The organism is Janthinobacterium sp. GL_088 (assembly GCF_057837845.1).
The window spans coordinates 3,582,845-3,608,500 of the sequence record NZ_CM174453.1 but is presented as its reverse complement, the minus strand read 5'-3'; the positions used below and the strand labels follow the sequence as shown (position 1 = coordinate 3,608,500).

General features: G+C 59.3%; 22 protein-coding genes and 2 pseudogenes. 14 read left to right on the top strand and 10 right to left on the bottom strand.

The annotated features are described in order from the left end of the window. Positions 1-7: 7 nt before the first annotated feature. The 3 genes and pseudogenes from AC3IQ7_RS16195 to AC3IQ7_RS16185 all read right to left on the bottom strand — a co-directional run bounded on the left by AC3IQ7_RS16195 (position 8) and on the right by AC3IQ7_RS16185 (position 2,653). Positions 8-1,165 carry a response regulator gene (locus tag AC3IQ7_RS16195; RefSeq protein ID WP_099393667.1) on the bottom strand — a complete coding sequence of 386 codons (1,158 nt, stop codon included), beginning with the start codon at positions 1,163-1,165 and terminating at the stop codon, positions 8-10. Between the two features lie 600 nt (positions 1,166-1,765). Next, a pseudogene (locus tag AC3IQ7_RS16190) lies at positions 1,766-1,954 on the bottom strand (transposase domain-containing protein); the annotation flags it as partial. A gap of 9 nt (positions 1,955-1,963) precedes the next feature. Further along, positions 1,964-2,653, bottom strand: a complete 690-nt coding sequence (locus tag AC3IQ7_RS16185; protein ID WP_489206662.1) for a hypothetical protein — start codon at positions 2,651-2,653, stop codon at positions 1,964-1,966. A 593-nt stretch (positions 2,654-3,246) separates the two neighbouring features. On the opposite strand from AC3IQ7_RS16185, the gene AC3IQ7_RS16180 reads away from it, so the two are divergent. Beyond that, entirely contained in the window at positions 3,247-7,041 is a 3,795-nt protein-coding gene (locus AC3IQ7_RS16180) for a hypothetical protein (RefSeq protein ID WP_489206661.1), read from the top strand. A 265-nt stretch (positions 7,042-7,306) separates the two neighbouring features. Here the strand turns inward: AC3IQ7_RS16180 and AC3IQ7_RS16175 are convergent. Further along, positions 7,307-7,633: pseudogene (locus AC3IQ7_RS16175) on the bottom strand (helix-turn-helix domain-containing protein); the annotation flags it as partial. A gap of 158 nt (positions 7,634-7,791) precedes the next feature. On the opposite strand from AC3IQ7_RS16175, the gene AC3IQ7_RS16170 reads away from it, so the two are divergent. Next, entirely contained in the window at positions 7,792-8,004 is a 213-nt protein-coding gene (locus AC3IQ7_RS16170; protein ID WP_071653779.1) for a hypothetical protein, read from the top strand. Positions 8,005-8,382: 378 nt separating this feature from the next. After that, complete coding sequence (locus AC3IQ7_RS16165) at positions 8,383-8,688, top strand: cyclic-phosphate processing receiver domain-containing protein (protein WP_426088452.1); 306 nt, start codon at positions 8,383-8,385, stop codon at positions 8,686-8,688. A 359-nt stretch (positions 8,689-9,047) separates the two neighbouring features. Here AC3IQ7_RS16165 and AC3IQ7_RS16160 read toward each other — a convergent pair whose 3' ends face one another. Together AC3IQ7_RS16160 and AC3IQ7_RS16155 are read right to left on the bottom strand one after the other, a co-directional pair. Continuing rightward, positions 9,048-9,179: a TfoX/Sxy family protein gene (locus tag AC3IQ7_RS16160; RefSeq protein ID WP_489206660.1), complete on the bottom strand. Its 132-nt coding sequence runs from the start codon at positions 9,177-9,179 to the stop codon at positions 9,048-9,050. Positions 9,180-9,556: 377 nt separating this feature from the next. Beyond that, positions 9,557-10,195 carry an NAD(P)H-binding protein gene (locus AC3IQ7_RS16155; protein WP_489206659.1) on the bottom strand — a complete coding sequence of 213 codons (639 nt, stop codon included), beginning with the start codon at positions 10,193-10,195 and terminating at the stop codon, positions 9,557-9,559. Positions 10,196-10,394: 199 nt separating this feature from the next. Between AC3IQ7_RS16155 and AC3IQ7_RS16150 the strand changes: the two genes are divergently transcribed. Further along, on the top strand, positions 10,395-11,960 hold the full coding sequence (locus AC3IQ7_RS16150; protein ID WP_489206658.1) for a PA domain protein: 1,566 nt from the start codon (positions 10,395-10,397) through the stop codon (positions 11,958-11,960). Positions 11,961-12,060: 100 nt separating this feature from the next. On the opposite strand, the gene AC3IQ7_RS16145 is transcribed toward AC3IQ7_RS16150, so the two are convergent. Next, on the bottom strand, positions 12,061-12,912 hold the full coding sequence (locus AC3IQ7_RS16145) for a hypothetical protein (RefSeq protein WP_489206657.1): 852 nt from the start codon (positions 12,910-12,912) through the stop codon (positions 12,061-12,063). Positions 12,913-13,308: 396 nt separating this feature from the next. Here AC3IQ7_RS16145 and AC3IQ7_RS16140 point away from each other — a divergent pair, with 396 nt between their 5' ends. After that, complete coding sequence (locus tag AC3IQ7_RS16140; protein ID WP_489206656.1) at positions 13,309-14,673, top strand: chitinase; 1,365 nt, start codon at positions 13,309-13,311, stop codon at positions 14,671-14,673. 36 nt (positions 14,674-14,709) lie between these two features. Here AC3IQ7_RS16140 and AC3IQ7_RS16135 read toward each other — a convergent pair whose 3' ends face one another. Next, on the bottom strand, positions 14,710-14,835 hold the full coding sequence (locus AC3IQ7_RS16135) for a hypothetical protein (protein WP_489206655.1): 126 nt from the start codon (positions 14,833-14,835) through the stop codon (positions 14,710-14,712). A gap of 124 nt (positions 14,836-14,959) precedes the next feature. On the opposite strand from AC3IQ7_RS16135, the gene AC3IQ7_RS16130 reads away from it, so the two are divergent. Then, entirely contained in the window at positions 14,960-15,382 is a 423-nt protein-coding gene (locus tag AC3IQ7_RS16130; RefSeq protein ID WP_322426895.1) for a DUF2061 domain-containing protein, read from the top strand. 19 nt (positions 15,383-15,401) lie between these two features. Here AC3IQ7_RS16130 and AC3IQ7_RS16125 read toward each other — a convergent pair whose 3' ends face one another. After that, positions 15,402-16,838, bottom strand: a complete 1,437-nt coding sequence (locus AC3IQ7_RS16125) for an amidase (protein WP_489206654.1) — start codon at positions 16,836-16,838, stop codon at positions 15,402-15,404. Between the two features lie 101 nt (positions 16,839-16,939). Between AC3IQ7_RS16125 and AC3IQ7_RS16120 the strand changes: the two genes are divergently transcribed. The 3 genes from AC3IQ7_RS16120 to AC3IQ7_RS16110 all read left to right on the top strand — a co-directional run bounded on the left by AC3IQ7_RS16120 (position 16,940) and on the right by AC3IQ7_RS16110 (position 21,443). Then, on the top strand, positions 16,940-17,851 hold the full coding sequence (locus AC3IQ7_RS16120; protein WP_489206653.1) for a LysR family transcriptional regulator: 912 nt from the start codon (positions 16,940-16,942) through the stop codon (positions 17,849-17,851). Between the two features lie 209 nt (positions 17,852-18,060). After that, positions 18,061-20,058, top strand: a complete 1,998-nt coding sequence (locus AC3IQ7_RS16115; protein ID WP_489210465.1) for a c-type cytochrome — start codon at positions 18,061-18,063, stop codon at positions 20,056-20,058. Positions 20,059-20,141: 83 nt separating this feature from the next. Further along, positions 20,142-21,443: an NRAMP family divalent metal transporter gene (locus AC3IQ7_RS16110; RefSeq protein ID WP_489206652.1), complete on the top strand. Its 1,302-nt coding sequence runs from the start codon at positions 20,142-20,144 to the stop codon at positions 21,441-21,443. A gap of 6 nt (positions 21,444-21,449) precedes the next feature. Here AC3IQ7_RS16110 and AC3IQ7_RS16105 read toward each other — a convergent pair whose 3' ends face one another. Beyond that, complete coding sequence (locus AC3IQ7_RS16105) at positions 21,450-22,241, bottom strand: SDR family NAD(P)-dependent oxidoreductase (protein WP_322426899.1); 792 nt, start codon at positions 22,239-22,241, stop codon at positions 21,450-21,452. A 71-nt stretch (positions 22,242-22,312) separates the two neighbouring features. On the opposite strand from AC3IQ7_RS16105, the gene AC3IQ7_RS16100 reads away from it, so the two are divergent. The 5 genes from AC3IQ7_RS16100 (at position 22,313) to AC3IQ7_RS16080 (ending at position 25,588) form a co-directional block, all read left to right on the top strand. Then, entirely contained in the window at positions 22,313-22,705 is a 393-nt protein-coding gene (locus AC3IQ7_RS16100; RefSeq protein WP_322426900.1) for a MerR family transcriptional regulator, read from the top strand. 3 nt (positions 22,706-22,708) lie between these two features. Further along, positions 22,709-23,359, top strand: a complete 651-nt coding sequence (locus AC3IQ7_RS16095; protein ID WP_489206651.1) for an SMI1/KNR4 family protein — start codon at positions 22,709-22,711, stop codon at positions 23,357-23,359. Between the two features lie 736 nt (positions 23,360-24,095). Continuing rightward, positions 24,096-24,647 (top strand): DUF4142 domain-containing protein, encoded by a 552-nt coding sequence (locus AC3IQ7_RS16090; RefSeq protein WP_489206650.1) that lies wholly within the window; start codon positions 24,096-24,098, stop codon positions 24,645-24,647. Between the two features lie 103 nt (positions 24,648-24,750). After that, complete coding sequence (locus AC3IQ7_RS16085; RefSeq protein WP_489206649.1) at positions 24,751-25,137, top strand: hypothetical protein; 387 nt, start codon at positions 24,751-24,753, stop codon at positions 25,135-25,137. Positions 25,138-25,150: 13 nt separating this feature from the next. After that, complete coding sequence (locus AC3IQ7_RS16080; RefSeq protein WP_489206648.1) at positions 25,151-25,588, top strand: hypothetical protein; 438 nt, start codon at positions 25,151-25,153, stop codon at positions 25,586-25,588. The last annotated feature ends 68 nt before the right edge of the window (positions 25,589-25,656 follow it).

The following is a 25,656-nucleotide window of genomic DNA, read 5'->3' as shown; positions in this document are numbered from 1 at the left end:
CCGGCGCTCACTGTGCAGGCAGGGTGTGTGCGATGGCGGCAGCCTGCTTGGCCATGTCCTGGTCGCTGTCGGCGTAGCGCGCGGCGATCTGCTGGAAGGCGGGCAGGTTGGCCAGGAAGGCGTCGCAGACGTCGGGATCGAAGTGCGAGCCGCGCCCCTCGGCGATGATCTGCACTGCCTTTTCATGCGGCATGCCTTCCTTGTAGACGCGACGACTGATCAGGGCGTCGTAGACGTCGGCCACCGCCATCAGCCGCGCCGAAATCGGGATGGCGTCGCCGGCCAGGCCTTCGGGGTAGCCGCTGCCGTCCCATTTTTCCTGGTGTGAGTAGGCGATCTCCTTGGCCAGGCGCAGGAAGTCGACGTCCATGCCCAGTTGTTGTTCGGCGTGGGCGATGGCGTCGCGCCCGAGCGTGGTGTGGGTCTTCATGATCTCGAATTCCTCGGGTTCGAAGCGGCCAGGCTTGAGCAAGATGCGGTCGGGGATGCCGATCTTGCCGATGTCGTGCAACGGCGCCGACTTGAACAAGAGCTTGATGGTGTCGGGGTCGAGGAAAGCGCGGAAGCGCGGATGCTCGCTCAGATGTTCGGCCAGCACCTTGACGTAGTGCTGGGTGCGGCGGATGTGGTTGCCGGTCTCGTTGTCACGCGTCTCGGCCAGCGAGGCCATGGCGTGGATCGTGACATCCTGGATCGCACCCAGCTCGCGCGTGCGGCGCTGGACTTCCTGTTCCAGGTACTCGTTCTTGTCGCGCAGGAAGTCGGCCGCGTCTTTGACCTTGAGTTGGGTGCGTACGCGCGCCAGCACCACGGGCGGGCTGATCGGTTTGGTGATGTAATCGGCCGCGCCCAGCTCCAGACCGTGCGTCTCGTCCTCGCTGGAGGCCATAGCGGTCAAGAAGATGATGGGTATGTCGCGCGTGGCCGGGTCGCCCTGCAGTGCCTGCGCCACTTCGTGGCCGGTCATCCCAGGCATCATGATGTCAAGCAGGATGAGGTCGGGCGGCGGTACATCGCGCGCGATGCGCAGTGCTTTCTCGCCGTTATTCGCTGCTTTGACCGTATAACTATCCTTGAGCAAGTTGGCCATCAACAGAAGATTATCCGGCGTGTCGTCCACGACAAGGATTACAGGCCTGATGGGACGGGTATAAGATGAGTTCATGCCTAAATGCTCCAATCAGGTCCGCACTAATTTGTTGCCTAGACTATATCTGTGTCCTGTGTGCAAGTAAACCGCATATTAGTTTTGCTATGCGAATCGCTCCCGTCCTACACTACATTCTCCGATCTCTAGGTATATATGGATTCCTCATCACTCAACATTTCGAAAATGACAGTGTGGGGAGGGTGCGCTTAGGGAGACCTCTGCCGCCAAGCTGAACTTCTGCTTTGAGGCCAGGCTGTGTGGAAACGCAGAAAAATTCTGGTTCTTCAAAAATCGGCCTCTCAAAACGCGCGCTACCCCGTTTTCTCGGTGGCGGGAATGGTAACCCTACCCACGAATATTTTGAGATTTGGAGTTTTCACCCAGCCTGGGGCGGAACCAGCCGCTCCCTGCCTCTGCTGGTGGCGTTACGGAAGTTGTCAGTTCAGGGACGACGTCGTTCGCAGCCATTTCGTTATCCCTTTGGATTAGTCGCAGCTATTCAGCGAAAAATCGTCGCAGCTTTTAGCAAAATCAAGTTGGCCTAGCCCTGTGCCGCAATACCTTTCGTCGCGTTTATTTCAGAAAGTCACAACACCGCTGGGAAGCGGCGTGATCTCAAAGGGCTGCTGGCAGCTTGCAGTTCCAAGGCAAGAAGTCATCAACCCGGTTGACGGGATGATCGGTGATATGCGTCAGCACGTGACGCAACCAGGCTTCGGGTGCGACATTCGATGCACCTGCGCTGGTAGTGTCGCCTGTCGACTCGGCGCCCTCAAGCTGCTCACGCTCCTCGAATGGCACACCAAGTTCCATCTAAGCCTCCATCCGACCCAGCGGAGGGCCGGAGCCGTCGTCGTCCATGCCATAGTAGCCCGCGTCGAGCTCCGCGCCCATCACTTCGACCTTGGGTGGTCCGATGACAAGCCGTCTACCGACGGCAGTTAGCGAAACCTGGACAGAAACGTTGGCAGCATGCCCGCTGTAGGGCCGGTCATCGTCCGGTTCGCCCTGGATCTGACCCTCATAGCTGATCGTAAATACCTCGCCAATGCGGAGCGGCAGCGGTGTCGCATCAGCGAACTCCAAGTTCGCCTCCCAGGGGCCGGTGGTGTTGGTGTTGGCCATTTGCCTCGAAACGTCATCGTCGTCGAGCGCGTTTTCTATGGCAGCTTCGAGAAATTCCTGCTCCAGATCGCCATCCGACGTATGGATGCGCGGACCGCCTAGCTCTCGCGAGGCGTCGGCCATTGCCTGCAAGAAAGCGTCGATGTCGACCGCCACACTTAGAGATGCTGCACGCTGCCTTATCTGTGCGAGGTCGACGATCCAGTGCATCGAATCGGTGAGTTTCTTCGGTTCGCCTGACGCCTGCAGGACTCCTGAACTGGGATAGCCGAACGCGGCGGCGACCAGCTGGAAGGCGTGGCCCAGGACGATGGGTGAGCCGGCATCGGCCAGCGACACGCGCAGGGCGTGGGTGATGGTATTGATAGAGGTGGACATGCATTTTCCAATTAGTGACGCACAGAGAATCCACGGTGCTTCCCCGCACGTGCGAAAACGCATGGTTGGGAGAAAGGTAGAACGATAGTTATATTGCGATCCTGTTGAGACGTGGACTCGGCCGGACCAGAGCTTGTTCCCAGTCTAACAACATTCCATGAAGATGCGCAACCGTTATCGCTACTGCGCAATACGAGCAGCGCCCGCCCAGCGCTCTTCCTCTTTCAGCGTTCGCTTTCCCCAGCGAATACGACGCATTAATTAGTTATGCTCATGAATGTATGCTGGATTGAGAAGCTTTCCGCACTGGGCATGCGGCAATGAGCCTCAGTTTCGGTACCGGCAAGGCGGTCAACGAAATCGAAGGTAAACCTTCAGCGCAGCTTGGGTGAACAGCGTCTCCCAGGTCCGGGGAATCTCCGCCGCGCCCGCCATCAAATGGAGTGCCAGGCAACCGCCAGCTTAGGGGTTGTGATGACAGAATCGAAATCAACAAGAATTGATTTGATTGCGACGGCAGCTTTGCAGCAAGTTTACGTCTGCATGCCACTTCCTGGGACGTACAATGTGATTCCAAACCACGGAGAATTCCATTGTTCGACATTACGCCCGACGATATTGCTCAGCTCAACGACATCGACCTAAGGGAACTGGTCGGGCGCCTCTGTGAGGCAGAGCTGGAAGGCCGTGGTATATCACCTGCAGCCGTAACATGGGGTGGCAATCAGACGGCAACTGATGGCGGGCTTGACGTACGCGTGGCCTTATCACCAGCGATATCCATTGAGGGCTTCATCCCTCGCAGGTCAACAGGGTTCCAAGTCAAGACTCCGGACATGCCGCGGAGCGAGATCATTGCGGAGATGCGCCCCAAAAGCCTTATTCGTCCAGTTATTCAAGAACTTGCTGATGAGGCGGGCGCATATGTCATTGTCAGTTCCAAAGGGGCAACGAGTGACAGCGCCCTTCGCAATCGCAACAAAGCCATGCGCGAGGCTTTGATAGGTGAAGGCAATGGTGAGCAGTTGCACACGGATTTTTATGACCGGACTCGTTTGGCGACTTGGGTGCGGCGCTTTCCCGGTCTGATTTGTTGGGTCAAGGTGAAAGTTGGTAGGTCTCTCGTTGGTTGGCGTCCTTACGGTTCTTGGACCGGTGTAGCTGAAGGTACTGATGCAGAGTATCTGCTCGATGACAAGATGCGCCTCCACTTCGGAGGCGAGCGCAATTCGATCCCCCAATCGTTGTCGCATGGGATTGATAGGCTTCGCGATAAATTGGCCGACTCTGGAAAAATTGTGCGCTTAGTCGGCTTATCAGGTGTCGGAAAAACGCGCTTTGCACAATGTTTGTTCGACGCTAGAATTGCAAGTCGGCCATTGCCGTCCTCCCTAGCGGTATACACAAACTTGTCGGATGATCCGGATCCACAACCGACTGGCTTGGCGTCCGATTTGATCGCTAACCGGACCCGCGCAGTTCTAATCGTCGATAACTGCCCTCCCGATCTACATCGAAGGCTCACTGATTTGTGCAGTGGCCGACACAGCACGATCAGCGTCCTCACGATTGAGTACGACGTGCGTGACGACCAGCCTGAGGGGACTCTAGTAGTCACGCTCGAGACGTCTTCGGTCGAGTTAATTGAGAAGCTGGTCCGGCGTCGATACGCAAATCTATCCCAGGTAGACGCAGGTACTATTGCCGATGCGTCTGGTGGCAACGCACGAATCGCAATCGCGCTTGCAGAGACTGTTGAACACTCGGACTCCATCGCGGGTCTGTCGAACGATGAACTTTTTCAACGCCTCTTCCGGCAGCGGTACGATCCGGATAACGCGTTGCTCCTTGCGGCCCAAGCATGCTCTCTCCTTTACTCATTTCAAGGTGAGATTCTTGACGGGAGTGAAGCTGAGCTCCCGCGGCTGGCTGCACTCATAGGCCAAGCTCCGGCCGAGATATATCGCCATGTCGGTGAGTTGTTTCGGCGCGATCTGGTGCAGCAGCGGGGCAACTGGCGAGCAGTGCTCCCCCACGCTATCGCCAACCGACTTGCTGCGCGCGCACTTGACGGCATACCTTACAATTACATTGACCAACACTTCATCACAGGCGGGACAGAGCGTCTGGCGCGGTCTTTTTCGCGGCGCTTATCTTTTTTGCATGACCATCCGAAGGCCATAAATATCGTCGAGAAATGGCTTGCGCCAAGCGGCCTCCTCGGCAACTTGAATGTGCTCAATGACCTGGGTCGGGCAATGTTTACGAACGTCGCATCTGTGCTGCCCGAGACGACGTTAGTTTGCATGGAGAGGGCAGAGGACGGCCATCTTGGGGCGGATTCAATGATGTGGCGGCAACACCTCCCATTGTTGCGATCCCTTGCTTATGACCAGGCACTGTTCGAACGATGCGTTAAATTGTTGGAAATGGTTGCCACCAATAGCAGTAATGAGCTCGAAGCCAAGCAGGCGACGGAAATTTTCGTTTCCTTGTTCTCCTTACACCTATCCGGTACCCATGCAACAATTGAACAGCGGCTCAGCGTGATCGAGCAGCTGCTCGGGTCTACAAATGTCAGAACGCGTGCACTAGGCCTGGCCGCGTTAGACAAGGTGCTGCAGACTGGCCACTTCAGTTCAAGTTATGGTTTCGAGTTTGGAGCTAGGTCACGCGGTTACGGCTACTGTCCTGCGAATCGTTCTGACGTTACGCAATGGTACAGTTCCGCTCTTTTGTTGATTGAGCGCCTTGCACTGACTGACGGGGTGCTAGAACATGAGCTGCGCGCGCGGCTTGCACGAGGATTCCGCGGCATGTGGGCTTCAGCACACATGCACATCGAATTGGATAGGCTCGCTCGTGGATTCTCCGCACGTGGGTTCTGGCAAGAGGGATGGGCTGCGTGCCGTAGTCTGATGAAATTCGATATGAATTGGATGGCGTCTGAGGCCGCTTTACTGCTGACTTCACTTGAGCGTGATCTGAGGCCTTCAAATCTAACTGAAAGGGTGCGTGCATTTGTCCTGGGACAGTCGTCGTTTGGGTTCGACCTGGATGATTTCGACCTAAATGACGACATCGAGAACCAGACGACGCGGTTGGAAGCAATTGCTCGCGAGCTCGGTGCTGCAGTAGCTGGTGACGACGAAGTGCTGGAAAAAATACTCCCCGATATCCTTCGCGGAGGAAATAGAGCGTGGGTATTTGGTTGTGGACTTGCTAGCGCTTCCATGGCTCCTCGTGCTACTTGGATGAGGCTTGCAAGTGGACTGGATGTACTCCTGCCTGAGCAACGGAATATTCAGATTCTTAAAGGCTTTCTGACAGCACTCTGGGAACAGGACAAAAACCTTGCGCATAATCTACTCGACGCAGCGCTCGATCAATGCGCTTTACAAGCGTTCCTCCCAGAGCTGCATTCCGCTGTAGAACTCGACCAGCGGTGTATTGAAAGGCTTACACGAGCCTTGAATGATGGACTTGTTCCGGTTCGAATGTATGGGGCCTTGGCGTACGGCAGAACGCTTAATACCCTCGCCGTTAGCGCTTTCTGCGACTTGCTCTTGCTTGTCGCAGCCCACGCGGAGGGTTTCGAGGTTGCGCTAGAGGTACTTTCCATGCGATTGTTTTCCAACCGCGCGAATCAGCGAGAGAACGAGCCTGAATTTCTTCGAGCTGGCCGCGAAATGCTTCCGCACATCACCTTTAGAAAGAATAATCAGCTTGACGACTATACCCTCGCTGTAGTCATAAAAGCTTGCCTCTCCGATTCCGACGGCGGGCCAGTTGCGTCTCAGATCGCTGCGCGCTTCAGGCACGCGGTATTGACCAATGAGACCTATTCATTTGATAACAATGGGTTATTAAAATCTTTGCTCGAGCTACACCCGGTCGCCGTTCTAGATGCGCTGTTCGAAGGTAATGAAGCGAATCAGCAGGTAGGGATTCACGCGTTCGAACATATAGGTGGCCATTCGAGCAACCCGATGGACGTGGTCTCTACCGAAAACCTCATCGCATGGTGTGAGGGAGATCGTGAGCAACGGTATCTGCTTGCATCCTCAGTTGTCACTTTCGCGAACCAATCGGAAACGAGTGGACCCCAGTTATGGTCTGATCAAGCGAAAGCGCTCCTCTCCAACGCAGCAGATCCCAAAAGCGTACTAGCCGTGTTCATTAAACGGTTTCGACCGATGAGTTGGAGTGGTTCGCGGTCCGCATTGATTGAGGCGAACGCTCAATTGCTGGACAGCTTGGAACCAAACTTCCCACGTGATCTCAAGGCTTTTGTGGATGGAGCCAAAGTTCATCTTGCGAAAGAGGTCGTGGAGGATCGGTTGTGGGAGACAAGGGAAGACCGAGTACGCGATGAAAGATTCGAATGAGGAAACGCGTGTAGATGTGATCTTGAATAATCGACGCATGGCTTTTCTGCAACGCTTTGTTGGGCCGCGTGAGCAGAGGCGGGTCGTGGTAGGTGTCGGCCAACGCGACCTGAATTCTGCGATTGACGATTCCAGCCTGCAGATATTTCACTTTTTCGTGGTACGAATGGAACTCCACAAACGCTGTGTGGAATGCCAGTTCAGTATCCAATGCGACATGTTGTGTTCGTTTGCTCGCAGAATTGACCCACTCTGTTTGACCCGCCTTCCACTGCCTGGCAAACGCTGCCACGCGGTCGTATGACCCTGCATAGCCCAGCTCTTTCAGGTCCTCATGGATCTGCTTCAAATTGCGCCGCTGCTTACGCGGCTTAGTCGTCTCGGCCTTGAGCCACGCGGATAGCTGCACCGAGTATTTGTCTAATCCGCTAACTGATCGCCGCTCCGCATAGGAGGGCTCAGTGGTTTCCGAGCGCAGATAGCGTCGGACGGTGTTGCGTGAAATATCCAGTCGCCTGGCGATTTCTCGTATTGGGATCTGGTCACGAAGGTGCCAGCGTCGAATGATACCGAGTAGAGCCACGTTGATCACTCCGATCTCCTGCCGATAAGACAGGTGGAATTGTGCTACTAACGTGGGTCAGATTCCGTTGCAAATTCGTGGGGAAAGTGGGTCAATTTTCAGTGCAACTCAACAGTATGGTTCATGAGCGATAACCTGACTCGTGGCGATTCACATAGGAGTTATCAATGATTGAGTCAAGAATAGATGGGGAATTTAGTGGATGGGAAGGCGAAACAGTGGTGAATCTTGTCAATGGGCAGATTTGGAAGCAGAGTGAATATTTTTACCACTATCACTATAGCTTTCGTCCGAAGGTAACGATTTCAAAAGAAAATGGTGCCTATAAAATGGTTGTGGAGGGAATTCCAAACTCAATACGAGTCGAGCGGCAGAAATGATGAACGGATGTCTACGAGTTTTGTAGGATGTTCTTGAATCCAGCAATTTGATGGCAGAACGCTCATCAAAATTGCTGCCGTGACCTGGCCGATAAGTACGAATATTACTAGTCCAGCTTGGTCCAAGGGGAGGGCGAATCTGTAGTGACGGCCAGATTTCATCAGGATAACAATTATAGCCAGAGATCGCGGAGGACACTACATACTTGCCGAGCCAACCAAATGTGCGCTGGTGGGAGAGCTTCCAAATGCGTGGTTTCCTCGATCGCCATCACCACCACCTGCAGCGGCGTCTCATCCAAGAAGTGCAGTAACTGTGATATCCGGTCAGGTATCATCACCATGGGGGCACGTGCCACTATCTCCGGAGTATAAGAAATGAAGGTCTACCTCGACGACGAGCGGAACACACCTGAAGGATGGACTCGAGTGTACTGGCCTGATGAGGCGGTATCACTATTGACCTCCGGTGCGGTTGTCGAGATCAGCCTCGACCATGATCTTGGCGATGATGAACGAGGCACCGGGTATGACGTTATCTTGTGGATAGAGGAAGCGGTCGCGTTGCGCGGCTTTAATCCTCCAATTATCGTCGTTCATTCGGCCAACAGCTCAGCACGTCAAAAGATGGAGGCTGGAATCGCTGCGATCCGGCGGATGGTTATCGAGCGTAAAGTCAGTTGACGGCCAGAGAATGAATTTGGCACGGGAAATTCAGCTTCTATATCCGACAGAGCCGGATTGGTCCGAAGTTGATAACGAGACGCTCGCTACGCTTGTGGAGGACTTTGTGTCTGAGCCTTGAGCGCAACAACGGCGCTCGGACTGTTGGCAACGCGGCAGGATGTACGTGCAAAGGAACTGGCTAAGTGGTTGCTTGTTCACGAGCAAGCCGACCAATTGCTTAAGGCGGCAGCGCACGATCTACTCGACGGCGAGTGAGGTGTTATTTTGTGTTCGAATCAATCACAAGGTCTGCTTAAAAAGTACGACTTGGCCTGCGGGTAGGGCGGCGCCTCCTGTGGCGCGCCGAGTTTACTGATTCAGGTTCGGCCAGTCTCCGTTGGCTTGATGAAAAACTCGTCGTCTGCGACGATGGCGAACATCTTGCTATCGCAATACACACCGTACTCGCCCAACATATTTTTCGCGCTGAGGCTGCCAGCGGCCGCCATCTAGTCGAGCAGAAAATCCACCGTGCCTTTCTGTGATGCCATCATCTTCCGCCGACTGAAAAAATAGTGTAGCGCAAGCCTGATGCCGTGGCACTCATTTTTCCTGCGGCACACCAGATAGCATACTGGCCAGGATGGGCACGGCACAGCTACACTACGTCCATTTATTATTTTGCACAGCATATTTAATCAGAGCGTTAGGGCGGCGCTCGAAATGAACATCCCTAACTTAGGTCGTGGTTTGACATAATATAAATTATGCGAAGTTATGGATGAATTTCGTAAAACCCCCATTTCGCCAACTCCCCAATCGCAAATGCGATTTTCCCTATCCGCGAGCCGCTCTCGCGGCCGCTGGATTCCTTCGCTTGAGCACGCTACATGAAATACGGCTTGTCCCCGTCCGTGTTCGGTTTGTTCACGCCCAAGTTGGCGTGCCGGTGCATGTCTGGCGCGTCGATGATGCTGGCGATCAGGTCTGCCACGCTCTTGCGCGATACCACGGTGCCTTTGAATGGCGCGTGGCGCGTCGTCAGTTCGTAGTCGACTTCATCCTCGTCCGTCATCCAGGCTGGGCGCACGATGGTGTATGCCAGGCCCGATGCTTCGATGGCGTCGGCGGCGCGGCGGAATGGTTTCAGGTGTTCCGCCAGCCTGGCGTTGTTCCATGCGCCGAATTTGCCGGGAACTTCGTTGTAGATGCCCATCGACAGGACGAAAATCAGGCGCTCGACACCAGAGGCCTGCATGGCGGTAATGATGCTGTTGGCCTGGTCTTCCATGTCGTCGCCCACCAGATTGGCGTAGATCAGGTCGTGACCGGGCATCGTTTGCCGCAGCAATGCCTGGTCCAGTACGTCGCCGGCCAGCACGGTGCCGTTAGGCGGCACTGGTGTGGGCAGCTTGCCGGGATTGCGCAGCAGCAGCGTCACGGCGATGTTGTCACGACCCGCCAAGGCGCGGATGACCCACTGCGCCACCTGTCCGCCTGCACCCAGTATCAATATCTTTTTCATGATTTTCGCTTTCGCCATGGCACGCTGCCATGCAGGAAGTTACAGGTTTTCTTTGAAGAAAGGAACCTGGCGCTTGAAAAAGCGTCGCCCGCTCAGGCGTACCGGCCCGGCGCCTGGTCTCGTGGTAAATTGCCGTCCGTGACCAGTATTTTCAAGACCTACAATATCAATGAAATCAGGTATTTACCGACTATTTTGCATGAGAAGTCTCAAGCTACCTGCACGCACTGCGCTAGCATCTTGCCGTCGCTTCCTGTCCCTCGCCGGCGCGCTGGCCCTCGCGGCCGCCTTGTCCGCCTGCGCCAGCAAGCCTGGTCCCTGGCCTGCGCGCGCCCTGCCTGCATCGGCTGCCGTGACGGTCGACGCCACGCAGTTCCTGTCCAGAAAACAGCTGCTGGACTGGCAAGTCGACCTAGATGAGCGCCGCCTGCGCGCCACCGGATCGCCCCGGCATGAAGCGTATATCGACGCCTTGCATGAACGCCTGGCGCGCGCCGGTGTCAAACAACTGCGTTTCGAGCCCGTCAGCTTCCGGCAATGGTCGGTGCAAATGGACGACTGGGGCCTGGAACTGCACTACGACGACAGAGTTAGCGTATTGTCCACGGTCGGCTACATCCCGTATTCGGGCGTAACGCCGCCGTCTGGTATTACGGGCCGCATCGCCTATCTGGCGCCGGGGGCCAGGCCCGATGCCAGCCTGGCCGGCAAGCTGGTGCTCGTCGACATGCCCGCCGTGGCGTGGACAGGCCAGGCGTTTCACCAGACCGCCGTGCACGTCCACGATACGGACCACGCCATGGGGCCGGACACGCCGTATGCACGCCAGTTCCAGATGCTGGGGCCGTTCATCGCCCTGCTGGACAGCCTGCAGGCGGCCGGTGCGGCGGGCGTGATCGTCATTCTCGATACGCCGCCCCTGACGGCGGCCGGCCTGTATGCCCCCGGCGATGGCAAAGTGCGCCAGTTGCCCGGCGTGTTTATCGACCGCGACGGTGGCCAGCGCCTGCGCGAAAGCGTGCTGGCAGGCACGGCGCCCGTGCTGCGGCTGACCATGGCTGCCACCGTGCGGCAGGTGCAGACGCGCAATCTGATCGGCATCATCCCCGGCAAGTCCGAGGATTTGATGGTGCTGGGCAGCCATACGGATGGCACGAACGCGCTGGCAGACAATGGGCCGAACGCCATCGTCGACATGGCCCAGTACCTGACGCGCCTGCCGCAGGACAGCTTGCCGCGCAGCGTCATGCTGTTGCTGACGAGCGGCGACCTCGCCGGCGGTGTAGGCACCGAACAGTTTCTCGAACGGCACGAAAACGATGGCTTGATGCAGCGCATCGCCGTGATGCTCGCCATCGGGAACCTGGGTGCGCTGGAAGTGCTGCCCGACAGCAACGGTTATTTGGCTCCCACGGGCAGGTTCGAGCCGGCCGCCGTGTTTTCGCCCCGCACGCCGGCCCTGATGGAGGCGTCCCGTGCCATGTTGCGGCAGGCCGATGCGGCGCCAGCGTTCGTGTTGCCTTCAATCAAGCCCAGCTCGAAGTATGCCGGCTGGCCTGGCGCGGGCCAATATGTACGCGCTTCCCGGCGCATTCCCACGGTGCATTACGTCACGCAACCGACCTATTGGCTCAACTATGGCGTCGACGCCGTGACCCGTGCGGATTACCGGCTGATGCAGCGCCAGACCGTGGCCTTGACGCAAATGCTGCTGGACCTGTCGCGCGTGCCGCATGCCGATTTGCGCGAGGAAACAGCGCCGTAGCCGCCGCAAGACCTTGCCTGGCATCCTCCTCCCTTCCCCGCCCTGCTCCCGGCGCCAGCGTGGTCTTTACGATGTTTCCAGGCGACACTATGAATATGGTTCAGTGAGCTATTTTCATAGGATCATGGCTCAGCCAGAATTGTTGGGTGAGAAAACTACCTGTCTTCATAAAATAGTCTGCCTCGTGAATCGATTGCAAGACCAAGTCGCCACTGTCGATCAAGGTTTCACCGTACGTAATTGATATCATGTTGTATAGGTTTCTGATCATCACCACCTTTTCTGCCGCGGCCGCCTCATAAAAGTTTAGCGTAAGAGTATGCAATCTATTTAATTTCTCCTGCTCCAATGAACAGGCTTGGTAACGCGGGTCGTTGGAATCGATTGGTTGCGCTACTCCACGTAATTTCTCAGCAATACCTTGACTAATTAAGAGCATAGTATGCTGGAGTCGTTCATGAGCGACTCCAATCAATTCGTTGCCGATTATTTCATTCCAAGGCTTCATTATTTCGGCTATCGTCGCTTCATCGACATCCAACGTCCTCAACTGATCTCGCATCTTCATGACCAGCTGCAGAGCTTGTGGGCGAGGTATTGGCCCGGAAAGCCTTCCGATGCGGGCCATAATCTCCATGCAGAATTCGGCTGTGACTGACGAGGTGCTGGCGACCTTCTTTGCTAGTGCTTGAACTTCTTGCACTTTCGCGTCGATTGTACGCATCGTCGCCTCTATCCCAGGTGCCTTGATACTTTCGAATAAATCGAGGTTGCTAAAAACAAACAGCACGATTCCAGTGGTCAAGCAGGTCGCCGCAGAAGCAACATCCTTTAAATACGCAAGATATAAGCCCAAAACTATTGCTGCCATGGAGGAAAAGGCTATAACTACTCTTTGAAGCAATGCTATGACTGACTTTAATTTGATATCAAGCGCCACGGAATTTTTCATGGGTATATTCCTCAGTAAATTATTATTCAATTATAACTGGGTGCTTTCGACATCTGCTTGCGAAAAGCGAATTTGCCAATTGTGAATTTCAGGTGGCGAAAAGTGTATATATCTTCTCGGTTTTTAGGAGGACATGGATCAGCTGGCGAGCTATGAGAACGAACAAATTCGGCAATCAGTCCATGTCCGGACACCATACCAGCACACTGGAAAACAGCCACTGGTATGGCCCGCATCGCCCGGGATAGGGGGAAAGACGGCAACTGGTATTGTGATCTTGCGCAAAGAACAAAACCAGTTGACTACCACCTGCAATGCTTGCACTCTGAAAAATCGGACGGTGTCCAGCCGCCCGGCCAAAAAAATACACAAGGAGATGCAATGAACCGGACAGTCATGAATACCCTCATCCTTACCCTCTTCGGGGGAACGTTGGCCGCCTGCGGTGGCGGCAGCGGCGACGCATCCAGCCCAAGCGCTAGCCAGCTGCTGGCCGCCTCGGCCCAAGCGGTCGCCTGCTACACGCCGTGGAACAGCGGCACGGCCTATAACGGCGGCGGCCAGGCCAGCTACAACAACGTCAATTACACGGCCAACTGGTGGACGCAAGGAAATAACCCGTCGACCAGCAGCGGCGGCGCCGGCAGCGGCCAGCCCTGGACGGCGGTGGGCGACTGCGGCACGCCAACGCCGACACCTACGCCAACTCCGACACCCACGCCTACCCCAACACCGACGCCAACACCTACGCCAACTCCCACCCCGACGCCTACCCCGACACCGACTCCAACTCCAACACCGACGCCCACCCCCACGGGCCTGGCGAAACACGCGCTGATCGGTTACTGGCACAACTTCACCAACCCCAGCGGCGCCACGTATCCGATCAGCCAGGTCAGTGATGACTGGGACGTGATCGTCGTCTCCTTCGGCGACAACGCGGGCGGCGGCAATGTCAGTCTGACCATTGATCCGGGCGCAGGCACGGAAGCGCAATTCATCGCCGACGTGGCCGCCAAGCGGGCCAAGGGCAAGAAAGTCATCCTGTCGCTGGGCGGGCAAAATGGCTCCGTTTCCGTCGGCAACACGGCCGAAGCGACGAATTTCACCAACAGCCTGTACGCCATCATCACGAAATATGGCTTCGACGGCATCGACCTGGACCTGGAAAACGGCGTGGCGCAAGGCGCGGCCATCCAGACTTATCTGCCGATCGCCGTGAAAAACCTGAAAACCAAGGTCGGCAGCAGCTTTTACCTGTCGATGGCGCCGGAATGGGTGTATGTGGAAGGGGGTTACACGAGCTACGGCAGTATCTGGGGTGCCTACATTCCCATCATCAATGCCTTGCGCAGCGAGCTGACGGTACTGCACCCGCAGTACTACAACAATGGCGATATCTACACGCCGTACGCCACGGGCGCCATCAAGGCGGGCTCGGCAGACCAGCTGGTGGCCACGGCACGCATGCTGATCGAAGGATTCAATTATGGCGGCAATACCTTCGCTGGCCTGCGTCCGGACCAGGTGGGCTTCGGCGTGCCGTCGGGGCGCAGCTCGGCCGGTTCGGGTTTCACGACGAATGCCGACGTCAGCAATGCCCTGAATTGCCTGACGCGCCTGCTCAACTGCGGCACCATCAAGCCGCTGCAGGCGTATCCGGACTTCCGCGGCGTGATGACGTGGTCGATCAACTGGGACCGCCACGACAACTATAATTTCTCCGTGCCCACGAAGACCGTGCTGAAAACCCTGCCGTAACAGGCCTGGCCCGACTGCGCATGCGAGCTTTGCCGCTCACATGCGCAGCAACGCCGCTCCCAGCAGGCGCGTGTGCAGCGCCATGCCCTGGCGCAGCGCCTCCCCTCCCCCTTGCGTGCGCTTGATGCCATCCATGGTGGCAGGTACCTGCAGCAGGGGCAATTGATATTTCTCAAACCATAGCGCCAATCTATGGGTTCAGTTGAAATATTTTACTTCCTTTTGTAAATGAGAATCGTTACTATCTAAATCAAGGATAAGCGAATTCAACAGAAAGGAGCCTCCCTTGTTCACAGCCATCAAAACATTCAGCCAGGTCTGCACGCACATGTCGATCGCCTTCGGCCTCGCCTACTTGCTGACGGGGTCCCTGGCACTTGGAGGTCTGGCCGCAATCATCGAACCGATCATCAACGTGGCTCTGCTGCCTTGGCATGAAAAAGCCTGGCACGCGATTCGCCGTCGCTACGCCGCCAGCCGCCTGGGCTTTGCCGCCCTGGCCGGCGAAAAGCTCAGCCAGACGACCCTGCACATGGGCGTGGCCTTCGGCGTCATGTACTGGGCCACGGGGTCCATGGCCTTCGGCGGCTTGCTGGCCGTGGTCGAGCCGATCTGCAACGTGATCGTCTTGCCCTTCCACGACCGGCTGTGGGAAAAAGCCCGCTTTCGCCTGGAAAGCCGTGGCGCGGCCCGCCTCGCCGCCCTGTAGTCCTCCTCCTTTCCCCTACTTAATTACCTGCCCACACGGGCGGTCGCCGTTGTCCCCACGGCGCCGCCCGCTCCAGCTGTCTCGCCAGGCGCAGCAAGATCCCATCGTTCGCATAGCCAGCCATGAACTGCATGCCGATCGGCAAACCGTCATTTGACATGCCGAGTGGCACGGACATGGCCGGCAAACCCGCCACGTTGGCCAGCGGCGTGTAGGGCGAATGCTCGAACAGGCGCGCCGTCCAGCCCAGCCCATCAAGCTGTTCCTCGTCCTTGCCATAACGGCCCAGCTGCCACGGCACATCCGGCATGGTCGGCGTCAGCAGCACGTCGTACCGGCCGAACAAGGCGCCGGCCTGGCGCGTGACCGTGTTGCGCACGTCGAGGGCCGCAACGAAGTCCACCCCCGAGACCGTTTTGCCATGGCGGTAACAGGCCAGGGTCGCCGCTTCCAGGGTCTCCAGCGACACGCCGCGCCCGCTCTCCTGCGCCAGGCCATCGATCCACGGCACCAGGTTGGCGCACCAGATGCCGGCATTCGCGTGCACGAACGCTTCCCACGACACGCCCAGCGCGGGCGAGACTTCTTCCACGTGGTGGCCCAGGCTTTCCAGGAGGCGCACGGTGGCGTCCAGCGCGCTATTCACGGCAGCCACAGGATGGGCGCCATTGCAGGCGGCGCGCTGCACGGCGATGCGCAGCTGGCCCGGTTCCTGGCTCACCTGCGACAGCCAGCTGTGGCCGGGTGCGCCGGTCACATACGGCTCGCCCACCATCACGCCTTGCACGGCATCGAGCAAGGCGGCGCTGTCGCGCACCGTGCGGCTTACGCCCAGCTGCACGCCCAGGCCGCTGAAGATCTCGTCCATGGCGGGGCCGTTCGAGACCCGTCCCCGGCTCGGTTTCAAGCCGAACAGGCCCGTTGACGCGGCCGGCACGCGGATGGAACCGGCTGCGTCCGTCGCATGGGCCAGCGGCACGATGCCGGCCGCCACGGCCGCCGCCGCGCCGCCGCTGGAGCCGCCCGCGCTCAAGTTCAGGTTCCAGGGATTGCGCGTGGCGCCGTAGAGCACGGGTTCCGTGGTGGTGGCAAACGCCATTTCCGGCGTGCTCGTGCGGCCGAACGTCACCAGGCCGGCTGCGCGGAACTGCGTCATCAGGTGGGAGTCGACTGTGGCAACATGGCCGGCGCCCAGGCGGCTGCCCGCTTCGCTGCGCCGGCCCGCCATCGTGACGGCCACGTCCTTGATCAGGAATGGCACGCCGGCGAACGGCGCCGCGTGGTCGATGTGCGTGACATCGGCCGGCCATACCTCGACCACGGCGTTGATGTGCGGATTGACGACGGCGCAGGCGCGCATGGCGGCATCGTGCAATTCGGCGGCGGAAACGCCGCCATCGCGCATCAGCTGGGCCAGTCCCAGACCATCAAAGCTTGTATATTCATGGAGTTGCATCGGTTTATTCCTGTAATGGATGAAGAATGGATATCACAGGAACTACTCTAGGGCTTGCGCTATCATAGTGGAAATGAATAGTTGATATACAAGGTATAGCCATGAACAATTTGCATAAGCTGGATTTGCACAAGCTGGACTTGAACCTGCTGCTGACCTTGAACGCCCTGTTGATTGAACGCAACGTCACGCGGGCGGCGGCGCGGCTGCACCTGAGCCAGCCTTCCGTCAGCGTGCAGCTGGGCAAGCTGCGGGCCGCTTTCGATGACCCGCTGCTCTTGCCCGGTCCGCGCGGCATGCTGCCCACGGCCCGCGCGCTGGCCCTGCTGGCGCCCTTGCAAGCCGTGCTGGCCCAGCTGGAGCAAGTCTTGCAACCGGAATCGGCGTTCGACCCGGCCACGGCCCAAGTGCGCTGGAACCTGGCGGCGGCCGACGCCACGGAATATGCGATCTTGCTGCCCCTGCTGCCCGCTCTGCGCGCGCAGGCGCCGCTGTCGCGCATGGCCGTGTTCGAAGCCGTGCCGGCGCGCATGGCGCACGAGCTGGAAAGCGGCCAGGTCGACCTGGGATTCCTGGCCCGGGAAGAAGCGCCGCCCGGCTTACGCCACCGCACCCTGTTCACCGAGCACTATGTGCTGGCGGGTCGCCGCGACCACCCGCTGTTGCAAACGCCGCCCGACCTCGATCAATTTTGCGCGCTGGAATTCATCGTCGTCTCGCCCAACGGCGGCGGTTTCCGCAGCAACGTCGATACGGCGCTGGAACTGTTGGGCCGAACGCGCAAGGTGGTGCTGTCCGTGCCGCATTTTCTGATCGTCCCGCCCCTGCTGGCGGCGTCCGACATGGTGGCCCTGCTGCCGTCGCGCCTGCTGAAAAACGCGCTGGGCGCCCTGCGCACGTGGGAGCCGCCCGTCACCCTGCCCGACTACGAGATGGCCATGGTGTGGCACGAGCGCATGCACCTGGACCCGGCGCACCGCTGGCTGCGCGAGCGCATCATGGCCAGCTTGTAGGCTGCCTACACGATTTTTCAGGCGAAAACACTAGGGAAGATTACCTAGTTAATCGAAAGAAACTCCCAATTTCCGCCGTGGCGACGACTGCGTAAGCTTGGCCCTGATAATAAAGGGTCACCATGAACGCCATTTCCATCCTGCATCGCGGTTCGCGCCGCCCTCCCGCCTTCTTCTTTTCCATCACGACCTGGCTGCTGCTCCTGGGCATGCTGGCCTTCTGCGCCAGCGCCGTGGCTGCGCCTGCGCCCACGGCGTCGGCCGAGCTGATCAAGCGCGGCGAGTATGTCGCCCGCCTGGGCGACTGCGTGGCCTGCCACACCAGCCCGAACGGCGCCGCCATGGCCGGCGGCCTGGAACTGAAAACGCCGTTCGGCACCATCTACAGCACCAACATCACGCCCGACGCGAAGACGGGCCTGGGCACGTACACGTTCGCGCAGTTTGACCGCGCCATGCGCAAGGGCGTGGCGGCCGACGGGCACAATCTGTACCCGGCCATGCCCTACCCTTCCTACGCCAAGATCACGCCCGACGACATGCAGGCGCTGTACGCCTATTTGCAGCGCGGCGTGGCGCCCGTGGTGCAGAAAAACCGCGAAACGGATATGAAATGGCCGTTCAGCATGCGCTGGGGCTTGTCCTTGTGGAATGCCGTCTTCCTCGACGACGCACCGTTCAAGCCCGACAGCGCGAAGTCTGCCCTGTGGAACCGGGGCAGCTATCTGGCCCAGGGGCTCGGCCATTGCGGCTCCTGCCACACGCCGCGCGGCGTGGCTTTCCAGGAAAAAACCATGGGGCAGGATGGCAGCGGCGGCAAACACTACCTGTCCGGCTTCACCTTCGACGGCTGGCATGCCGTCAACCTGCGCAATCTGTGGACACCGGGCGACATCGTGCAATTGCTCAAGACAGGTCGCAACAGTTTCGGCACGGCCGCGGGCAGCATGACGGAAGTCATCACGCACAGCACGCAATACTTCACGGATCGCGACCTCGATGCGCTGGCGCACTACCTGCACGGCTTGCCGGCCAAACCGGGCGCGCAAGTGTCGCAGACAAAACCGGCGCCTTCGGTCGCAGCCAGCAACGATGCGCTGTACAACACGCGCGGCGGCCTCGGCTACCTGCAGTTTTGCGCCACGTGCCACCGCCGCGACGGCCGTGGCGTGGACAACATCTTCCCGCCGCTGGCGCAGAACGACTCGGTGCAATCGAAGGATGCCACTTCCGTCATCCATATTGCGCTGACGGGCTGGCAGTCGGCCGTCACGCAGCAGTCGCCCCGCTCGTTCGGCATGCCCGCGTATGAGCGCCTGTCCGACACGGAACTGGCGGAAATCCTCACCTTTGTGCGCGGCAAGTGGGGCAACCAGGGCGCGCCCGTCACGCCTGCGCAGATCGCCAGGGTGCGCAAGGAACTCAAGCTCAAGGCGCCGGACGCGGGCGGCTTTGTCACGCCCCGCTTCGCCGCCCTGACGGCTGATCCGAATGCCAGCCAATTGATCCACGGCATGCAGCTGATGACGGAAACGCGCGCCCGCCTGCCGCAAAACGTGGGCAACGACCTCAACTGCAGCAGTTGCCACCTGAACGGCGGCACCGTGGCCAACGGTTCGCCCTTCCTCGGCATTTCCGCCTTCTTCCCGGCGGAAGCGCCGCGCGCGGGCAAGGTCATCAGCCTGGGCGAGCGTATCAATGGCTGCTTCCGCCGCTCCATGCACGGCAAGCCGCTGCCCGTGGACGGCCCCGACCTGCAGGCGATGGTCGCCTACATCGACTGGATGAAGGGCGCCACGCAGGCGAACGACAAGGTGCCAGGGCGCGGCGTGGCGAAGATATCCCGCGCCCTGCTGCCCGATCCCGTGCACGGCAAAAAAGTGTATGCCGAGCAATGCGCCGTCTGCCATGGCGCGAATGGCGAAGGCATCCGGGGCACTGGCGGCGAAGTGGCCTTCCCGCCGCTATGGGGCGAGCGCTCGTTCAATATCGGCGCCGGCATGGCCCGCACCTACACGGCGGCCGGCTTCGTCAAGGCGAACATGGTGATGGGCCATGGCCAGAAATTCCCGCTGGGACAAGGCAACCTGTCCGACCAGGACGCCGTTGACGTGGCCGAATATTTTACGCACATGCCGCGCCCGGACTTCCCCGACAAGGTCAAGGACTGGCCGAAAGGCGGCAAGCCCAAGGATGCGCGCTACTGAGCCGCATGTTTTCCCGGGCGGCGCCCTTTCTGGCCGCCGCCCGCCTGTGATACGCTGCTCGCTCCACCACACAGGAGTGACGCATGCAGATTGACAGCGGCCGCGCGAAGGCCGTCCGCCAGCAGGCGGACCCATCCGACACCTGGCTGGGCAAGCTGGGGCCGGGCCTGATCACGGGCGCGGCCGACGACGATCCCAGCGGTATCGCCACGTATTCGCAGGCGGGCGCCCAGTTCGGTTTTGGCATGCTGTGGACCGTGTGCCTGACGTTTCCCCTGATGCTGGGCATCCAGGTGATCAGCGCCAAGATCGGCCGGGTCAGCGGGCATGGGCTGGCGACGAATATTCGCCGCCATTATCCGAAATCCTTGCTGTACGCCATCGTCAGCTTGCTGCTGTTGGCCAATGTCATCAATATCGCCGCCGACGTGGCCGCCATGGGCGATGCCTTGACCCTGATCATCGGCGGTCCCACGCACCTGTACGCTGTCGGCTTCGGCCTGCTATCCCTGCTGCTGCAAGTGTTCATTCCCTATCAACAATACGTGCGCATCCTGAAATGGCTGACCCTGGGCTTGCTGGCCTATGTGGCCACCGTGCTGACGATCCACATTCCGTGGCGCGAGGTGGTGCTGCGCACCGTGTGGCCCCAGTTCACCTGGTCGACCGCCTCGGTGACCATGATCGTGGCCGTGTTCGGCACGACGATCAGTCCATACTTGTTTTTCTGGCAGGCATCGCAGGAAGTGGAAGACTTGCAGGCCGATGCTGGCGCGCAAGCCTTGCGCCGCACGCCCGAGCAGGCGCCGCGGCAATTCCAGCGCATCAAGATGGACACGGCCATCGGCATGGGTTTTTCCAACCTGGTGGCGTTTTTCATCATGCTGACGACGGCCGTGACCCTGGGCGCGCAAGGCATCACGCATATCGACACCTCGGCCCAGGCCGCCTCCGCCCTGCGCCCCATCGCTGGCGACTTCGCCTTTGCCCTGTTCAGCCTGGGCATCATCGGCACGGGCTTGCTGGCCATTCCCGTGCTGGCCGGCTCTGCCGCCTACGCCATGGCCGGCGCCTTTCACTGGAAAAACAGCCTGGAACTGGCGCCCAGGGCGGCCAAGAAGTTCTACGGCATCATCGTCACGGCCACGGTGATCGGCGCGGCCCTGTGCTTTTCGCCGCTCGACCCCATCAAGGCCCTGTACTGGAGCGCCGTCATCAATGGCGTCATTTCCGTACCCATCATGGCCCTGATGATGGTGATGGCGTCGCGCCCAACCATCATGGGCACCTTGACCATTTCGCGCCGCCTGCGGGCGCTGGGCTGGCTGTCGACCATCGTCATGGCGACGGCCGTGCTGGCCATGTTCGCCACCATGGCGTTTTGATGCGCATCAAGTCCGTGGCTTGAGCATGCCTTCCACGATGCCCAGCACGGTCTGGCGGGGCAGCAAGCGCGGCAGCCAGGCCAGCAGCCGGTTGGGCCGGCCCGCCACGTGGCTGCTGCGGCCCCGGTCCAGCGCCCGCAGCGCCTCATCGACGACGGCTTGCGGCGCCATGCGCTTGCCCACGGCCGCCTCGGGCGCGGCCACCACGTCGAAGAAGGCCGTTTCCGTGGCGCCCGGGCACAGGGCCAGCACGCGCACGCCGCGCTGGCGGTTTTCCGCCCACAACGCTTCCGAGAACGACAACACGAACGCCTTGCTGGCGCCATACACCGCCATGTAGGGATCGGGCTGCAGGGCCGCCGTGGACGCGACATTGATGACGGCGCCCCGCCCCTGGGCCAGCATGTGCGGCAAGGCGCAGTGCGTGAGTTCCATCAGGGCCGTGCAATTGACGGTTACTTCGGCCGCCTGGCGCGCGAGGTCGATGCTTTCGAAGCGGCCATGCGTGGCGAAACCCGCGTTATTGATCAGCACATCGGGCGGCATGCCCAGCGCGCACGCCTGCGCATGGGCTTGTGCAGCGGCGCCGGGCAGGCTCAGATCGGCCACCAGCGCGTGGGCGCGGATGCCGTGGCGCTGGGAAAGGTCCCTGGCCAGGCTGTCGAGCACGGCGCCGGAACGGGCCAGCAGCAGCAAATGGGCGCCGCGCGCGGCCAGCGTTTCCGCAAAGACGCGGCCGATGCCGGACGAGGCGCCCGTGATCAGCACGGTCTGCTTGGTGTAGTCGTATGGGAGCATGGCAAAAGTGTCGTAGTTGAAAGTGTTTCTACTGTAAACTGCGGTCTTTAGTCCACGGTCAAGGGAAAACGATGCGCATCGGAGAAATTACCCGCCTGACGGGCGTCAGCAAGGACACGGTGCGTTTCTACGAGCGCCAGGGTTTGCTGGACGAAGCGCCGCAGCCGGGCCTGACGAATAATTACAAGGAATATTCGGCGCAAGCCTTGCGGCGCATTGAGCTGATCGGTCACGCCAAGGCGCTGGGCTTTACCTTGAAGGAAATCGCCGAAGTCATAGTCGTCTGGCAGGAAAATGCGCTCGATGCGCAGACCAAACGAGCTATGCTGGAAACGAAAATTGCCCAGATCGACGAGAAGGCCCGTTCGATGGCCGTGCTGCGGGCCGGCCTCGTCGATGCGCTGGCCAAGGTGGAGACGGGCTGCGAGGACGGCGTGGCGGTCAAAAAAAATTTACAAGGATAATCAATGACTTATTACACGCAATACCGCCACCTTGCGCTCGAGGGCGCCAAGCCTGCCCCCACGGCGCAGCAGATCGCCGCCATCGAAGCCTTGCTGGAAGCACCGTTGCCGCCCGCCTTCCTGGCGTTCTTGCGAGTGGCCAACGGCGCCTGGTTCGACTACACCAGCGATGTGCCGGACGGTAATGGTGGCGTAGAAAAAATGGGTTTTAATACCTTTTTCAGCGCCGACGAGGGAGATTTCTGCGATGAAACCTTGGTGGGCGAGATCCGCGCCGCGCGCAAACATACGGACATGCCGGCGCGCATCCTGCCGTTCGCCCGCGATGGCGGCAATTCCATGGTCTACCTGGACTTGACGGAAGAAGGCGCCGGCCGCGTGCTGGCCTATGTGCAGGAGTTGCCGGACTGGACGGGCAAGCGCGCCCACGGCCTGATGGAATTGGCGCCCTCGTTCGACGCCTGGCTAGACAGTCTGTATATCGACCGCGATACGGTGCTCGACGAACTCGAACACAGCGTCTCGGAGCCATCGCACCTGGATGCGATGGCGGAATGGCTCGATATCGGCATGCCCGCCTGGCGCCGCGATGCCGGCATCGCCGCCTTGTTTGCTCTTAAACAAGTCGAATTGTGCGCCAACGAACAGGACTAGTCCTGTGAAGCGTGCGACAGCGGCCTCAAGACCGGCAAGATAAAATGCTGTTCAGTATTGGCTGAACAGCATCGGTTTGCAGACTGTCTTTTCACGAAACGCTATCAATGGGATTTTTTACGCCGTTGCGCAGACAAGGAAGCGGCAAATGCAATTGCATTAAAAATGATTACACTCGATAGCAGATTCCAGTCATTGAAGCTTGATGGAGACGTCATTGCCCATGCGATCAGGCCACCGCAGGTGCCAAAGGACAGAATTTTTAAGTAACGCATATTATTTTCTGGACATGGACACACGCGGTGTCGCTATCGCACCCCCGATGGCGCCACCGATGGCACCGACCGCCATGCCGAAAAGGCCACCGGCCGAGCCTGCGATCCCGCCACCGATCATTCCCCCCATCACGGCGTCGTATCGTGGGTCCGTTACAACTTTAGAACGATCAGGCGCCCTGCCGCCCATTCCGCCGGACACAGCTGCTACGTCAAGCTCACTCATCGGTATCATGACTTCCTCCTGGTGGTTACGGGTCAACAATTTAATGCTATGCGTAATGCTTCGTCCTGCATATCAGACTGGTCCTAAATTTGCCGCGGCAGTCATCTGACTGTCGCCAGCGCACAGGATCAGTCCTACGGAGATAGCCGTTCCTGTCCTATGCGTGTGTGCCGTTGGCTGCGATAACATTCGAATCAGCTTGCAAAATTCTGCGCCATACACGAAAGGAGTTCTTATGCCTATCTCCACCACCACTTCCCGCACCCCCTCCCTGAAAAACGTGGCCATCGGCGCCGCCGTGGCGCTGTTGAGCGGTATCGCCATCAACAGCATCGCGGCCGCCGCGCCGGGCGCGTATGACAAGCAATTCCTCAGCAAGGCCGCCGACGCGGGCAGCACGGAAATTGCCGCCAGCAAAGTGGCGCAAAGCAAGAGCAGCAATCCCGAGGTGAAGAAATTCGCCGACGCCATGGTCACCGATCACACGAAAGTGGCAGAGGAACTGAAACAGCTGGCCAGCAGCAAGCAGATCGAGGTCAGCGACCAGCCTGGCGCCAAGCACCAGGCGCAGATCGACAAGCTGGGCCGCCTGGAAGGCCCGGCCTTCGACAAGGAATATGCGGCCAGCATCGGCGTAGCCGCGCACAAGGAAGCCGTGAAATTGTTTACGGATGCCAGCCAGAAAGCCAGCGACCCCGATATCAAGGCTTTTGCCAGGAAGACTTTGCCAGCGTTGCAACATCACCTGGAGATGTCGAACGCCCTGCAGGCGGCATTGGCGAAATAGACAGCCATACGCGGGGAAATACTTGCCGTACGTGCTGTACAGCAAGTATTTCTGCTCTTGACATACAATGCCGCAACTTCGTTTTCGGCCATGCCATGACCTCATGCAGCTACTCAAGAAAACCGGCCTGATCGCCGCCGCCGTCCTGCTCATCTTCCTGCTGGCAGGCTGGCTCTTCATCAAGGTAAGCGCGGCGCGCAATGCCACCGTCTATGCACAGCAGTGGAACGACCAGGGCACATGCGTGATCAAGACCTATGTACCGCATTACGGCAACGGCGTGCCGCAGAACATCGTGCGCGCGCTGAGCACGTCCACCTTCTTCCGCGTGTACCACAAGGATGGCACCTTGCTGGAAAGCACGGAATGGGTGCTGGACATGCATGAAGACGGCATCCTCGACCATGCCCGCTGGGGCGAGAACCAGACCCGCGCCATCTACCCGACCGACCTCGGGGATGAAGGCTGGATCTTGCCTGTATGCGCCTGAACGGGGAACCATCATGCAAGAACTAAAACAGAAGGGCCTGCGCGGCCCCTGGAGCGACGCTCTCTACGTTCCCACCTTGTATCATTTCCTCGGCCCCTTCGACGTGTATGACCGCGAAGAAACCCTGGGCGTGGAGCTCGACGCCTGGAACATGAACGACCCGGTCCAGCGCGCGGCCCTGATACGCCGCGACATCACGTCGCAATACAAGGAACTCAGCTACCGCCACCGCCATGCACTGGTGGCCGTGCTGGCGCAGGTCTTGCAAGACCCTGATTTTGATTTCCAGGCCATCCTCGAGCACGACCCTGAGAGTACCTATGCCCTGCCCGCCTTGTGGGACGAGATGGCTGACCCGCGCGCCTTCTTTGCCGATATTTACCGCCTGGTGCAGCAGGACTGGCGCGAGGACCTGGCGCGCGCGGCGGCGGAAGACCCTGCCAACTGGTAGCGCGGCACCGGCGCCACACTATCGACTCGATAGTCTGCGCTCTCCTTTTCCCTATGAAATATCTATTG

Bases quoted from the DNA above. Each gene is read 5' to 3' on its own strand.
- AC3IQ7_RS16085 (WP_489206649.1), top strand. From the start codon at position 24,751: ATGCAGCTACTCAAGAAAACCGGCCTGATCGCCGCCGCCGTCCTGCTC.
- AC3IQ7_RS16150 (WP_489206658.1), top strand. From the start codon at position 10,395: ATGAGAAGTCTCAAGCTACCTGCACGCACTGCGCTAGCATCTTGCCGT.
- AC3IQ7_RS16160 (WP_489206660.1), bottom strand. From the start codon at position 9,179: ATGGCGGCCGCTGGCAGCCTCAGCGCGAAAAATATGTTGGGCGAGTAC.
- AC3IQ7_RS16100 (WP_322426900.1), top strand. From the start codon at position 22,313: ATGCGCATCGGAGAAATTACCCGCCTGACGGGCGTCAGCAAGGACACG.
- AC3IQ7_RS16195 (WP_099393667.1), bottom strand. From the start codon at position 1,165: ATGAACTCATCTTATACCCGTCCCATCAGGCCTGTAATCCTTGTCGTG.
- AC3IQ7_RS16140 (WP_489206656.1), top strand. From the start codon at position 13,309: ATGAATACCCTCATCCTTACCCTCTTCGGGGGAACGTTGGCCGCCTGC.
- AC3IQ7_RS16080 (WP_489206648.1), top strand. From the start codon at position 25,151: ATGCAAGAACTAAAACAGAAGGGCCTGCGCGGCCCCTGGAGCGACGCT.
- AC3IQ7_RS16145 (WP_489206657.1), bottom strand. From the start codon at position 12,912: ATGAAAAATTCCGTGGCGCTTGATATCAAATTAAAGTCAGTCATAGCA.
- AC3IQ7_RS16105 (WP_322426899.1), bottom strand. From the start codon at position 22,241: ATGCTCCCATACGACTACACCAAGCAGACCGTGCTGATCACGGGCGCC.
- AC3IQ7_RS16090 (WP_489206650.1), top strand. From the start codon at position 24,096: ATGCCTATCTCCACCACCACTTCCCGCACCCCCTCCCTGAAAAACGTG.
- AC3IQ7_RS16095 (WP_489206651.1), top strand. From the start codon at position 22,709: ATGACTTATTACACGCAATACCGCCACCTTGCGCTCGAGGGCGCCAAG.
- AC3IQ7_RS16120 (WP_489206653.1), top strand. From the start codon at position 16,940: ATGAACAATTTGCATAAGCTGGATTTGCACAAGCTGGACTTGAACCTG.
- AC3IQ7_RS16125 (WP_489206654.1), bottom strand. From the start codon at position 16,838: ATGCAACTCCATGAATATACAAGCTTTGATGGTCTGGGACTGGCCCAG.
- AC3IQ7_RS16170 (WP_071653779.1), top strand. From the start codon at position 7,792: ATGATTGAGTCAAGAATAGATGGGGAATTTAGTGGATGGGAAGGCGAA.
- AC3IQ7_RS16155 (WP_489206659.1), bottom strand. From the start codon at position 10,195: ATGAAAAAGATATTGATACTGGGTGCAGGCGGACAGGTGGCGCAGTGG.
- AC3IQ7_RS16165 (WP_426088452.1), top strand. From the start codon at position 8,383: ATGAAGGTCTACCTCGACGACGAGCGGAACACACCTGAAGGATGGACT.
- AC3IQ7_RS16115 (WP_489210465.1), top strand. From the start codon at position 18,061: ATGCTGGCCTTCTGCGCCAGCGCCGTGGCTGCGCCTGCGCCCACGGCG.
- AC3IQ7_RS16110 (WP_489206652.1), top strand. From the start codon at position 20,142: ATGCAGATTGACAGCGGCCGCGCGAAGGCCGTCCGCCAGCAGGCGGAC.
- AC3IQ7_RS16185 (WP_489206662.1), bottom strand. From the start codon at position 2,653: ATGTCCACCTCTATCAATACCATCACCCACGCCCTGCGCGTGTCGCTG.